Annotated in this window: 6 protein-coding genes and 3 rRNA genes; 3 read left to right on the top strand and 6 right to left on the bottom strand. The window is 65.1% G+C overall.

The window, feature by feature from the left end; translation table 11 throughout:
• The first annotated feature begins 69 nt into the window (after positions 1-69).
• Together OIE74_RS20550 and OIE74_RS20545 are read left to right on the top strand one after the other, a co-directional pair.
• Positions 70-1,518, top strand: a complete 1,449-nt coding sequence (locus OIE74_RS20550) for an ATP-binding protein (protein WP_329385718.1) — start codon at positions 70-72, stop codon at positions 1,516-1,518.
• A gap of 5 nt (positions 1,519-1,523) precedes the next feature.
• Positions 1,524-3,035 (top strand): type VI secretion protein, encoded by a 1,512-nt coding sequence (locus tag OIE74_RS20545; RefSeq protein ID WP_329385716.1) that lies wholly within the window; start codon positions 1,524-1,526, stop codon positions 3,033-3,035.
• Between the two features lie 10 nt (positions 3,036-3,045).
• Here the strand turns inward: OIE74_RS20545 and OIE74_RS20540 are convergent, their stop codons facing one another.
• The 5 genes from OIE74_RS20540 to OIE74_RS20520 form a co-directional block, all read right to left on the bottom strand.
• Positions 3,046-3,381, bottom strand: a complete 336-nt coding sequence (locus OIE74_RS20540) for a GNAT family N-acetyltransferase (RefSeq protein WP_329385713.1) — start codon at positions 3,379-3,381, stop codon at positions 3,046-3,048.
• A gap of 109 nt (positions 3,382-3,490) precedes the next feature.
• Positions 3,491-3,607, bottom strand: a 5S ribosomal RNA gene (gene rrf / locus OIE74_RS20535).
• Positions 3,608-3,689: 82 nt separating this feature from the next.
• Positions 3,690-6,812: ribosomal RNA gene (locus tag OIE74_RS20530) — 23S ribosomal RNA — on the bottom strand.
• A gap of 315 nt (positions 6,813-7,127) precedes the next feature.
• Positions 7,128-8,651: ribosomal RNA gene (locus OIE74_RS20525) — 16S ribosomal RNA — on the bottom strand.
• Together the 16S, 23S and 5S rRNA genes form the textbook arrangement of a ribosomal RNA operon.
• A 563-nt stretch (positions 8,652-9,214) precedes the next feature.
• Positions 9,215-9,757: a MarR family winged helix-turn-helix transcriptional regulator gene (locus OIE74_RS20520; RefSeq protein WP_329385710.1), complete on the bottom strand. Its 543-nt coding sequence runs from the start codon at positions 9,755-9,757 to the stop codon at positions 9,215-9,217.
• 155 nt (positions 9,758-9,912) lie between these two features.
• Here OIE74_RS20520 and OIE74_RS20515 point away from each other — a divergent pair, with 155 nt between their 5' ends.
• Positions 9,913-11,196, top strand: a complete 1,284-nt coding sequence (locus OIE74_RS20515; RefSeq protein WP_329392366.1) for an MFS transporter — start codon at positions 9,913-9,915, stop codon at positions 11,194-11,196.
• 13 nt (positions 11,197-11,209) lie between these two features.
• Here OIE74_RS20515 and OIE74_RS20510 read toward each other — a convergent pair whose 3' ends face one another.
• Positions 11,210-12,982 (bottom strand): ATP-binding SpoIIE family protein phosphatase, encoded by a 1,773-nt coding sequence (locus OIE74_RS20510; protein ID WP_329385707.1) that lies wholly within the window; start codon positions 12,980-12,982, stop codon positions 11,210-11,212.
• Positions 12,983-13,078: the final 96 nt, after the last annotated feature.

Below are 13,078 nucleotides of genomic sequence, written 5' to 3'. Positions count from 1 at the left end.
CCACTCGACGACCGCCGTGCGAATGCCGACCACTGTTCAGAAGCCGACCGCCGCTGATAGGGGCCTGTGATGCGAGATCCCATGTCCGCCTTCACGGACGCCTTCACCAGCTTCCTCTTCGGGAAGGTGGAGACCACCCGGCTCCCGGTCCGTACGTCCACCGGCCAGGCACAGGCCGTCTATCTGCCGACCGCCGCACCCGGCCTCGGCGACTCGGGCGTCATCATCGGCCGCGAGGTCTACAGCGGCAAGGGCTACATCTACGACCCCTTCCAGCTGTACGGGCAGCAACTCCCCGCCCCGCACTGGCTCGTCCTCGGCGAGTCCGGCAACGGCAAGTCGGCGCTTGAGAAGACGTACGTCCTGCGGCAGCTGCGCTTCCGCGACCGCCAGGTCGTCGTCCTCGACGCCCAGGGCGAGGACGGCGCCGGCGAGTGGAACCTCATCGCGCAGGAGCTCGGCATAACCCCCATCCGGCTCGACCCGATGGCGGCCCTCGACGGCGGCATCAAGCTCAACCCGCTCGACCCCGCGATCACCACGACCGGCCAGCTCGCCCTGCTCCGCACCATCATCGAAGTCGCCATGGGCCACGGTCTGGACGAGCGCTCCGGCTTCGCGCTCAAGGTCGCCCACGCCTACGTCCACACCACCATCGTCGAGCGCCAGCCCGTCCTGATGGACATCGTGGAGCAACTGCGCCACCCGGAGCCGGAGTCGGCCGAGGCGATGAACGTCGACATAGACGATGTACGGGCCTGGGGCCTGGACGTCGCCCTCGTCCTCGACCGGCTCGTCGACGGCGACCTGCGCGGCATGTTCGACGGGCCGACGACCGTCGGCATCGACCTGGACTCGCCGCTCATCGTCTTCGACCTCTCGCACATCGACCGCAACTCGATCGCGATGCCGATCCTGATGGCGATCGTCGGCGTCTGGCTGGAGCACACCTGGATCCGCCCCGACCGGAAGAAGCGCATCTTCCTGGTCGAGGAGGCCTGGCACATCATCAACTCCCCGTTCGTCGCACAGCTCTTCCAACGGCTCCTCAAGTTCGGCCGCCGGCTGGGTCTTTCGTTCGTGGCGGTCGTCCACCATCTCTCCGACGTGGTGGACGGCGCCGCGGCCAAGGAAGCCGCCGCCATCCTCAAGATGGCGTCGACCCGGACGATCTACGCGCAGAAGGCGGACGAGGCGAGGTCCACCGGTCAGGTCCTCGGACTGCCGCGCTGGGCGGTCGAGATCATCCCGAGCCTCACGCCCGGTATCGCGGTGTGGGACGTCAACGGCAACGTCCAGGTCGTCAAACACCTGGTCACCGAGGCCGAACGACCACTGGTCTTCACCGACCGCGCGATGACGGAGAACAGCCAGGCCTCCAACGCCTCGGACGCCGCCGACGCCCTGGGCGGCGGACTGCCCGACGACGTACGGGCGGCCGAGTGGGAGGCGGAACAGCGCGCGATCCTCATGGAACAGCAGCGGTTGAACGCGTCCTCCGAGTCCACGGTGGCGTGACGGGCATGGCGGCGGGCAATGGTTCGAATGGCGCGGCTCCGGAGCGCGGGATCCCGGACGGGCTGATCCTGGGCGTGCTCGGCTTCCTGCTCGGGATCACGCTGTTCGTGTGGACGGCGACGGGCCTCGCCGCGCTCTTCGCGCACGGCTCGTGGCCGGACACGGTGACCTTCATGCGCACGCCGTCGGCGGTACGGCAGTTGGTCTCGGCCCCGCACGACCTCCCGGCCGCGTGGCCGGACACACCGCCGGGCGAACTCTCCGGATACGGGCTGTTCTGGGGCCTGTTCATCGGTGAGCTGATGGTGGCGACGGTGCTGGCGGTGTTCGTGCTGGGCGTGGTGGCCCGCTGGCGCGCGCTGCGTACGGTACGGCTCCGGGAACGCGAACGGGCGCGGGAGGAGCGGGAGTCGCGGGCCGAGAAGGCGTACGCGCCGGAGCCCCCGGCACAGCAGGCCCCGGAACCGGCACCGGTCCCCGTCCCTGTCGAGCAGGGCCAACCCTCCGCCCCACCGCCGGCCACCCTCGCGGCCCCGCCCGTACCCGCCCCCGTACCGGTCCCCGCCCCCCGTACCGCCCCGTACGCCCACGTCCGCTACGGCGCCCCCCACACCCGCCGCCCCGCCGCCGTGCAGGCCATCCAGGACGCCGAGGGCCCCGCGCTCGTCATCACCTCCGACCCCACCGTCTGGTCCGAGACCAAGGACGCCCGCGCCAAACTGGGCCCCGTCCTCGTCTACGACCCCGGTCACCTCTGCGACACCCCGGCCCGCCTCCACTGGTCCCCCACCACCGGCTGCGAGGACGCCGACACCGCCGCCGCGCGTGCCGCCGCGCTGCTCGGCCCCGTACGCCCGCCGGCCCGGCTCGACGCCGCCATGGCCGACACGGCGCAGACCCTGCTGCGCTGCTGGCTGCACGCCGCCGCGGTCGACGGGCGGCCGTTCAAGCAGGTGCACCGCTGGGCGCAGGGAGGCAACGCCCACGACGCCGTACGGCTCCTGCGCACCCACCCCAAAGCCGCATCCGGGCTCGCGGGCCTGCTGGAGTCGTCACTCACCGCGCACCCCGAACGCCGGGAGATCGCCCAGCAGTTGACGACCCGCGCGCTGACGTCCCTGTCGTCCGTCCACATCCGCGAAGCGTGCACACCCAATCGCGCCGACTCGCTCGCGCTGGATTCTTTCGCTGCCGAGGGGGGCACGCTCTATGTGGTGGGTGAGCCGATCGAAGATCCGCGCACTCGCCCGGGAGCGATGCCGCTGCTCACCGCTCTCGCCTCAAGCGTGGTCGAGCACGGCCGCCGCATGGCCGTACGGTCATCCGCCGGTCGGCTCGACCCACCAATGACCCTGGTGCTGGACGACGTGGCGGCGGTGGCACCACTGCCCGCGCTGCCCGAACTGCTGGCCGACGGGGACGAACAGGGGATGCCGGCGCTGGTCCTCCTGCGCTCACGCGAACAGGGCAGGGACCGCTGGCCGGACCGCTGGCCCCACCAGGAACTGCCCGCCTGAGCCACCCCGTTCACCCGCTTCGGACGCCCGGTCGTGGCACCGCGAGCTCGAACTCCCGCGCGGCGGGATCGTTCCGCACCGGCAGTGTCTCCCCGGTCGGCTCGAATCCGAGCTTGCGGTACGCCGCCCGCGCCCGCCCGTTCCGCTCGTCCACGAACAGCCGCACCCGCTCGGCACGCGGCTCCTCCAGCGACCACGCCCACGCGACGGCCGCGTCGAAGAGCTCCTTGAGCAGCCCGGCACCCCGGAACTCCGGCCGCAGGTACACACCGACGATATGCGCCTGGTCGTGATCGCTCCGGCCGCCCAGCACATCGGTCGCACCCCGCCGCTCGACCAGCACCACCACCGAACCGGCCCAAAACCAGTTTCCGCAAGACCGCCCGTCGCAAAAAGGGTCTTGAACGCAGAAGTGCCCCGCACCAAAAGGTACGGGGCACTCCCGACAAAGAATTGTTCGGCGGCGTCCTACTCTCCCACAGGGTCCCCCCTGCAGTACCATCGGCGCTGAAAGGCTTAGCTTCCGGGTTCGGAATGTAACCGGGCGTTTCCCTCACGCAATGACCACCGAAACACAATGAAACACTTTGAACAGGTGGATGACAGCACAGCCTGTTCGTTGTCTCAGAACTAACACAGTGGACGCGAGCAACTGAGGACAAGCCCTCGGCCTATTAGTACCGGTCAACTCCACACCTCACAGTGCTTCCATATCCGGCCTATCAACCCAGTCGTCTACTGGGAGCCTTACCCCATCAAGTGGGTGGGAGCCCTCATCTCGAAGCAGGCTTCCCGCTTAGATGCTTTCAGCGGTTATCCCTCCCGAACGTAGCCAACCAGCCATGCCCTTGGCAGAACAACTGGCACACCAGAGGTTCGTCCGTCCCGGTCCTCTCGTACTAGGGACAGCCCTTCTCAAGACTCCTACGCGCGCAGCGGATAGGGACCGAACTGTCTCACGACGTTCTAAACCCAGCTCGCGTACCGCTTTAATGGGCGAACAGCCCAACCCTTGGGACCGACTCCAGCCCCAGGATGCGACGAGCCGACATCGAGGTGCCAAACCATCCCGTCGATATGGACTCTTGGGGAAGATCAGCCTGTTATCCCCGGGGTACCTTTTATCCGTTGAGCGACGGCGCTTCCACAAGCCACCGCCGGATCACTAGTCCCGACTTTCGTCCCTGCTCGACCCGTCGGTCTCACAGTCAAGCTCCCTTGTGCACTTACACTCAACACCTGATTACCAACCAGGCTGAGGGAACCTTTGGGCGCCTCCGTTACCCTTTAGGAGGCAACCGCCCCAGTTAAACTACCCATCAGACACTGTCCCTGATCCGGATCACGGACCCAGGTTAGACATCCAGCACGACCAGAGTGGTATTTCAACGACGACTCCACAACCACTGGCGTGGCCACTTCACAGTCTCCCACCTATCCTACACAAGCCGAACCGAACACCAATATCAAACTGTAGTAAAGGTCCCGGGGTCTTTCCGTCCTGCTGCGCGAAACGAGCATCTTTACTCGTAGTGCAATTTCACCGGGCCTATGGTTGAGACAGTCGAGAAGTCGTTACGCCATTCGTGCAGGTCGGAACTTACCCGACAAGGAATTTCGCTACCTTAGGATGGTTATAGTTACCACCGCCGTTTACTGGCGCTTAAGTTCTCAGCCTCGCCACACCGAAATGTGACTAACCGGTCCCCTTAACGTTCCAGCACCGGGCAGGCGTCAGTCCGTATACATCGCCTTACGGCTTCGCACGGACCTGTGTTTTTAGTAAACAGTCGCTTCTCGCTGGTCTCTGCGGCCACCCCCAGCTCAAGGTGCAAGACCCATCACCAGAAATGGCCCCCTTCTCCCGAAGTTACGGGGGCATTTTGCCGAGTTCCTTAACCATAGTTCACCCGAACGCCTCGGTATTCTCTACCTGACCACCTGAGTCGGTTTAGGGTACGGGCCGCCATGAAACTCGCTAGAGGCTTTTCTCGACAGCATAGGATCATCCACTTCACCACAATCGGCTCGGCATCAGGTCTCAGACTTATATGCACGACGGATTTGCCTACCGTGCGTCCTACACCCTTACCCCGGGACAACCACCGCCCGGGCTGGACTACCTTCCTGCGTCACCCCATCGCTTGCCTACTACCACCTCGGGTCAACGGCTCCACCACTTTCCATTCCCCGAAGGGTCCGGAACGGCTTCACGGTCTTAGCATCAGAGGATTCAACACTGGGCGTTTCAAAGCGGGTACCGGAATATCAACCGGTTGTCCATCGACTACGCCTGTCGGCCTCGCCTTAGGTCCCGACTTACCCTGGGCAGATCAGCTTGACCCAGGAACCCTTAGTCAATCGGCGCACACGTTTCCCACGTGTGTATCGCTACTCATGCCTGCATTCTCACTCGTGAACCGTCCACCACTGCCTTCCGGCGCGGCTTCACCCGGCACACGACGCTCCCCTACCCATCCCAGCGGGCGTTGGCCCACATGCTGGAATGACACGACTTCGGCGGTACGCTTGAGCCCCGCTACATTGTCGGCGCGGAATCACTTGACCAGTGAGCTATTACGCACTCTTTCAAGGATGGCTGCTTCTAAGCCAACCTCCTGGTTGTCTCTGCGACTCCACATCCTTTCCCACTTAGCGTACGCTTAGGGGCCTTAGTCGATGCTCTGGGCTGTTTCCCTCTCGACCATGGAGCTTATCCCCCACAGTCTCACTGCCGCGCTCTCACTTACCGGCATTCGGAGTTTGGCTAAGGTCAGTAACCCGGTAGGGCCCATCGCCTATCCAGTGCTCTACCTCCGGCAAGAAACACACGACGCTGCACCTAAATGCATTTCGGGGAGAACCAGCTATCACGGAGTTTGATTGGCCTTTCACCCCTAACCACAGGTCATCCCCCAGGTTTTCAACCCTGGTGGGTTCGGTCCTCCACGACCTCTTACAGCCGCTTCAACCTGCCCATGGCTAGATCACTCCGCTTCGGGTCTTGAGCGCGCTACTATGACGCCCTATTCGGACTCGCTTTCGCTACGGCTTCCCCACACGGGTTAACCTCGCAACACACCGCAAACTCGCAGGCTCATTCTTCAAAAGGCACGCAGTCACGACTGCATGTGCAAGCACACACAGCGACGCTCCCACGGCTTGTAGGCACACGGTTTCAGGTACTATTTCACTCCGCTCCCGCGGTACTTTTCACCATTCCCTCACGGTACTATCCGCTATCGGTCACCAGGGAATATTTAGGCTTAGCGGGTGGTCCCGCCAGATTCACACGGGATTTCTCGGGCCCCGTGCTACTTGGGTGATTCTCAAACGAGCCGTTAATGTTTCAGCTACGGGGGTCTTACCCTCTACGCCGGACCTTTCGCATGTCCTTCGCCTACACCAACGGTTTCTGACTCGCCGACCGGCCGGCAGACCGGTCAAAAGAACTCCCACAACCCCGCATGCGCAACCCCTGCCGGGTATCACACACATACGGTTTGGCCTCATCCAGTTTCGCTCGCCACTACTCCCGGAATCACGGTTGTTTTCTCTTCCTGCGGGTACTGAGATGTTTCACTTCCCCGCGTTCCCTCCACACTGCCTATGTGTTCAGCAGTAGGTGACAGCCCATGACGACTGCCGGGTTTCCCCATTCGGACACCCCCGGATCAAAGCTCGGTTGACAGCTCCCCGGGGCCTATCGCGGCCTCCCACGTCCTTCATCGGTTCCTGGTGCCAAGGCATCCACCGTGCGCCCTTAAAAACTTGGCCACAGATGCTCGCGTCCACTGTGCAGTTCTCAAACAACGACCAACCACCCACCACCCCCACCACACGGCAGAGTTCACTGGGGCCGGCAACCCGAAGACACAAGCATCACTGCCCGCACCCTCAGACACCCAACAGCGCGCCCGGCACCCCCAACCACCCCGTTCCCGTTCCACGCCCCTCAAGAGGGGCAGTACTGGAGAACCAAGCAGCCAAGAGAGCCGAATAGTCAACGTTCCACCCATGAGCAACCAGCACCGGACACTCGCCGATGAACTGGCCTCTGACCAAGCGGACTTGGTAAGAAGTGCTCCTTAGAAAGGAGGTGATCCAGCCGCACCTTCCGGTACGGCTACCTTGTTACGACTTCGTCCCAATCGCCAGTCCCACCTTCGACAGCTCCCTCCCACAAGGGGTTGGGCCACCGGCTTCGGGTGTTACCGACTTTCGTGACGTGACGGGCGGTGTGTACAAGGCCCGGGAACGTATTCACCGCAGCAATGCTGATCTGCGATTACTAGCAACTCCGACTTCATGGGGTCGAGTTGCAGACCCCAATCCGAACTGAGACCGGCTTTTTGAGATTCGCTCCACCTCACGGTATCGCAGCTCATTGTACCGGCCATTGTAGCACGTGTGCAGCCCAAGACATAAGGGGCATGATGACTTGACGTCGTCCCCACCTTCCTCCGAGTTGACCCCGGCGGTCTCCTGTGAGTCCCCATCACCCCGAAAGGCATGCTGGCAACACAGAACAAGGGTTGCGCTCGTTGCGGGACTTAACCCAACATCTCACGACACGAGCTGACGACAGCCATGCACCACCTGTACACCGACCACAAGGGGGGCACCATCTCTGATGCTTTCCGGTGTATGTCAAGCCTTGGTAAGGTTCTTCGCGTTGCGTCGAATTAAGCCACATGCTCCGCTGCTTGTGCGGGCCCCCGTCAATTCCTTTGAGTTTTAGCCTTGCGGCCGTACTCCCCAGGCGGGGAACTTAATGCGTTAGCTGCGGCACCGACGACGTGGAATGTCGCCAACACCTAGTTCCCAACGTTTACGGCGTGGACTACCAGGGTATCTAATCCTGTTCGCTCCCCACGCTTTCGCTCCTCAGCGTCAGTAATGGCCCAGAGATCCGCCTTCGCCACCGGTGTTCCTCCTGATATCTGCGCATTTCACCGCTACACCAGGAATTCCGATCTCCCCTACCACACTCTAGTCTGCCCGTATCGAATGCAGACCCGGGGTTAAGCCCCGGGCTTTCACACCCGACGTGACAAACCGCCTACGAGCTCTTTACGCCCAATAATTCCGGACAACGCTTGCGCCCTACGTATTACCGCGGCTGCTGGCACGTAGTTAGCCGGCGCTTCTTCTGCAGGTACCGTCACTTGCGCTTCTTCCCTGCTGAAAGAGGTTTACAACCCGAAGGCCGTCATCCCTCACGCGGCGTCGCTGCATCAGGCTTCCGCCCATTGTGCAATATTCCCCACTGCTGCCTCCCGTAGGAGTCTGGGCCGTGTCTCAGTCCCAGTGTGGCCGGTCGCCCTCTCAGGCCGGCTACCCGTCGTCGCCTTGGTAGGCCATTACCCCACCAACAAGCTGATAGGCCGCGGGCTCATCCTGCACCGCCGGAGCTTTCAACCACCCCCCATGAGGGGAACAGTATTATCCGGTATTAGACCCCGTTTCCAGGGCTTGTCCCAGAGTGCAGGGCAGATTGCCCACGTGTTACTCACCCGTTCGCCACTAATCCACCCGAAGGCTTCATCGTTCGACTTGCATGTGTTAAGCACGCCGCCAGCGTTCGTCCTGAGCCAGGATCAAACTCTCCGTGAATGTATGCCCGTACCCATTGAAGAGCGCGGGTGACACCACGAGAGCGGAACACCAGGACGGAATAAGACCCGGTGTTCACAGCGTCCTCGCTGTGTTTCTATCAAAGGAACCCAAACCCAACCCACCAAACAGGTGGACCAGGCCGGGGTATCAACATATCTGGCGTTGACTTTTGGCACGCTGTTGAGTTCTCAAGGAACGGACGCTTCCTTCAGTCCCGTCTCCGGGTCCCTCCGGGCTTTCCCTTCGGTCTTGCTGTCTTGCGTTTCCGACTCTATCAGAACCTTTCGGCGCCTGATTCCCAGTCAGCGGGTTTGTCTTTCCGGCCCTGCGGCCGTTCCGACGTTTCAAACTCTAGCCCGTTTCCCCGTCGTCTCACAAATCGAGTCCCGGTTAATGGATTTCGGCATGCCGAAATTGTTCCCGGTCGAGGGGGTCACGCAGAGTTTGGGTGCCGCATTCAGGCGGCGGGAGTGTGTCGTAGAACCGTTACGGCTCCATGACAACTCGAAGAACCTTACGGACCGACCCCCGCGGTGTCAACTTGGACTGTTCGCCCTGCGTCAATCCAGGTCGGTCAGGCGCCCGCCGGCGTCCGGCTGCTCGTGTTCCACGCGGCGGAGCAGGCGGATCAGCAGCTCTCCCAGCACTCCACGTTCCGCCCCCGAGAGGTCCTGGAGCAGGTCTTCCTCGAAGTACGAGGCCATGCGCATCGCCTCCAGCCACTTCGTGCGGCCCTCGTCCGTCAGCTCGACGATCACCCGGACCCGGTTGTTCTCGTCCCGGTCGCGGGTGACCAGGCCCTCGCCCGCCATGCGGTCGATGCGGTGGGTCATCGCCGCCGGGGTGAGGCCGAGGCGCTTGGCCAGTTCGCCCGGACCGAGGCGGTACGGGGCTCCCGACAGGACCAGCGTCTTGAGGACCTCCCACTCGGTGTTGCTGATGCCGAGGTCGGCGACCTGTCGCCCGTACGCCACATTCATCCGGCGGTTGAGCCGGCCGAGCGCCGAGACGACCTTCTCCACCTGGGGGTCGAGGTCGTCGAACTCTCGCTGATAGGCGGCGATCTGTTCGTCGAGGCTCGGCTCCTCGGGGCTGTCTGACATGCGGCGCAGTATCGCACGCAGGTCGTTCGCGTTGAAGTTCTTCGATGTGTATTGTTAAGGCTCTAACTTTAGCTTTGAAGTCTTCAGACCTCAGTAGTCCGTACTTCTCCTTCTTCTCCGTCTTCGATCAAGGCAGGTGAGTGTTGACCAGGGTGATGGGCGCCGCGATGCGTCGGATCCAGGCAGGGAACGCGCTGAGCGCGTTCGGGCTCGGGTTCACCGTCCCGTACCTCTATGTGTATGTGGCCCAGGTGCGGGACCTGGGTGCGAGTACGGCGGGGGCCGTGCTGGCCGTCTTCGCCATGGCCGCGCTCGTCGTCCTGCCCTTCATCGGTCGTGTGATCGACCGGCGCGGTCCGCTGCCCGTCGTCGTCGGTGGTGCGGCTCTGGCCGCCGTGGGTGCCGTGGGCATGGGGGTGGCGGCCAGTGTGCCGGCCGCCGTGCTCTCGGCGGTGCTGCTCGGCGCCGGTACCGCCGTCATGCAGCCCGCGCTCGCCACGATGATCGTGTGGTGCTCGGAGCCTTCGGCCCGTACGCGGGCCTTCGCCACGCAGTTCTTCCTGCAGAACCTCGGGCTCGGCGTCGGTGGGCTGATCGGCGGGCAGATCGTGGACGTCAACAGGCCGGAGAGCTTCACCCTGCTGTTCGGTGTCGAGGCCGCGATGTTCCTCGTGCTGGCCGCCCTTGCCGGGACGGTCCGGCTGCCCCGTACGTCCTCCTCGTTGTCCGCGCTTTCTAAAGAGGCGGGGCGAAGCGGGGGCGGTGGGCTGCGGGCGCTGCTCGGGCACCGGGCGATGGTGCAGCTGTGCGTGCTGGGCTTCGTGCTGTTCTTCGCCTGCTACGGGCAGTTCGAGTCCGGGCTGGCCGCGTACGGGACCGAGGCCGCCGGGATCGATCCGTCGACCCTCGGTATCGCCCTTGCCGCCAACACCGCCGTGATCGTCGTCGCGCAGTTCGTCGTGCTCAGGCTCGTCGAGCGGCGCAGGCGGAGCCGGGTCATCGCCTCGGTCGGGCTGATCTGGGCCGTCGCCTGGATCGTCGCGGGGTACGCGGGCCTGGGGCACGGGAGCCAGACCATGGCGACCGCCGCCTTCATCTCCACGTACGCGCTGTTCGGGCTCGGTGAGTCGATGCTGTCGCCGACCGTGGCACCGCTGGTGGCCGATCTGGCGCCGGACGAGATGGTCGGGCAGTACAACGCCGCTTTCGCTCTGGTGAAGCAGCTCGCGCTGGCCGTCGGACCCGCTGTGGGCGGGCCGATGGGGGCCGCGCTGCACGGCCCGTACATCGTGACGTTCGTACTGTTCTCGCTCGGGGTCAGCGTGCTGGCGCTCCGGCTGGGGCGGCGGCTCACCCCCGTACAGGACCGGCCTTCACTCGCGCACACGTCGCGCGTGGTGGCCGTGCACAGGCCGGAGACCGTCGCCCTTCCTCAGTAGGAGGCGGGGTCGGTCAGTGGGGCAGGGCGAACTCGCACCAGACCGCCTTGCCGCCGCCCGGTGTGCGGCGGGAGCCCCAGGAGGAGGCGATCGTCGCGACGATCGAGATGCCGCGGCCCGCCTCGTCCGCCGGTTCGGCGTGGCGGCGCAGTGGCAGATGGTCGTCCCCGTCGGTGACTTCGATGATCAGCCGGCGGTCCGTACGGCGGAGTCTGAGCCGCATGGGCGGGGTGCCGTGCTGGAGGGAGTTGGCGACGAGTTCGCTGGTGGCGAGCACGCCGAGGTCTCTGAGCTCGACGGGGAAGCGCCACGAGGAGAGGACCCCCGAGGCGAACGCGCGGGCGCGCGGGGCGGCCTCGATGCCGCCGAGCAGGTCGAGCGCGGCGTTGTGGAAGAGCTCGGCGGCCTGGCCGGTGCGGGCGGGGTGCTGGAGGACCAGTACCGCCACGTCGTCGTCGTGCTCGGCCGTGACGCCCATCGCGCGGATCAGCCGGTCGCAGACGACCTGGGGTGCTCCCTTGGCCCCGGCGAGCGCGCGTTCCAGGGAGGCCACGCCCTCGTCGATGTCCTCGCTGCGGCGTTCGACGAGCCCATCCGTATAGAGGACGGCGGTGGAGCCGGGCGCGAGCTCGATGCTGCCGGAGGTGTGGATCCAGCCACCGGTGCCGAGCGGGGGGCCTGTCGGGTCGGCGGCGCGCGCGACCGTGCCGTCCTCCGCGCGTACGAGGATGGGCAGATGGCCTGCGGACGCGTAGACGAGGCGGCCTTCGTTGGGGTCGTGGACGGCGTAGACGCAGGTCGCGATCTGGCTGGGGTCGATCTCGGCGGCCAGTCCGTCGAGCAGTTGCAGTACTTCGTGCGGCGGCAGGTCGAGGCGGGCGTAGGCGCGGACGGCGGTGCGCAGCTGGCCCATGACGGCCGCCGCGCGGACGCCGCGGCCCATGACGTCGCCGATGACCAGGGCCGTACGGCCGGCGCCGAGGGTGATCACGTCGTACCAGTCGCCCCCGACCGCCGCGTCCGTACCGCCCGGCTGGTATGTGGCGGCGACGCGTAGGTCGTCGGGCTGTTCCAACTCTTGTGGGAGGAGCGAGCGCTGGAGGGCGACGGCGGTCTCGCGGAGTCTGCGTTCACTGGCGCGCAGGCGCTCGGCGGCCTCGGCGTGGTCGGTGACGTCGGCGGCGAAGATGAGGACGCCGCCGGAGCCGCCGGTGTCGACGGGGGTGCAGGTGACCGTGTACGAGCCGTCGCGTGCCACGGTGGGGCCGCCGTTGGCCGAGGCCTGGAGCGCGCCGGACGTGGCCGTCTGGACCTTGCGGGACTTGACCGTACGGGGCTTTCCGCTGCGCAGCACCTGGTCCATGAGGGGCATCAGGCCCAGCTCGATCAGCTCGGGGCAGCTGTCGGCCGCGGTCGTGCCCGCCTCACGGGGCCCGAAGGCGTCCTCGTAGGCGTCGTTGACGTACGCGACGCGGTGGTCGGGGCCGTACACCAGCGCGACGAGGGCGGGGAGGCCGCCGAGGACATCACGGACGGTCAGCTCTTCGAGCTCGGGGATTCCGGCCTGTCCGCGGTCGCCGCCGTCTTTTCCGCCTCTGCCGTCCTCGCGCTCACGGCGCTCGCCGTGTTCTTCGAATTCACCACGGGCTGCGGGCACGGAACCGGCGGAACCCGACGAGTGCACGGAATTCCCCCGTGGTTTCGCCTGGGAGTCTCCAGGGTCCGTCCGCGCGGCGATGCGGCGCTGTGTACCGGGGAGCCTGGCGCTCCAACGCGTGAAATTCACGGATTTTCAGGCCTCATGGTGTCGTTTGCTGTTCGCCTTGGCGGGCTACCGGGTCGCTCTCTGCGGAGTCACGCTGTGCAGATGTGAACCCACCTA

Source organism: Streptomyces sp. NBC_01716, assembly GCF_036248275.1.
In the GTDB taxonomy this organism is placed as follows: domain Bacteria; phylum Actinomycetota; class Actinomycetes; order Streptomycetales; family Streptomycetaceae; genus Streptomyces.
The sequence above is the reverse complement of the archived record's forward strand: the minus strand, read 5'-3'. Positions and strand labels throughout refer to the sequence as shown.

Coding starts and splice junctions, on each gene's coding strand:
- OIE74_RS20545 (WP_329385716.1), top strand. CDS start 1,524: ATGGCGGCGGGCAATGGTTCGAATGGCGCGGCTCCGGAGCGCGGGATC.
- OIE74_RS20515 (WP_329392366.1), top strand. CDS start 9,913: ATGGGCGCCGCGATGCGTCGGATCCAGGCAGGGAACGCGCTGAGCGCG.
- OIE74_RS20520 (WP_329385710.1), bottom strand. CDS start 9,757: ATGTCAGACAGCCCCGAGGAGCCGAGCCTCGACGAACAGATCGCCGCC.
- OIE74_RS20550 (WP_329385718.1), top strand. CDS start 70: ATGCGAGATCCCATGTCCGCCTTCACGGACGCCTTCACCAGCTTCCTC.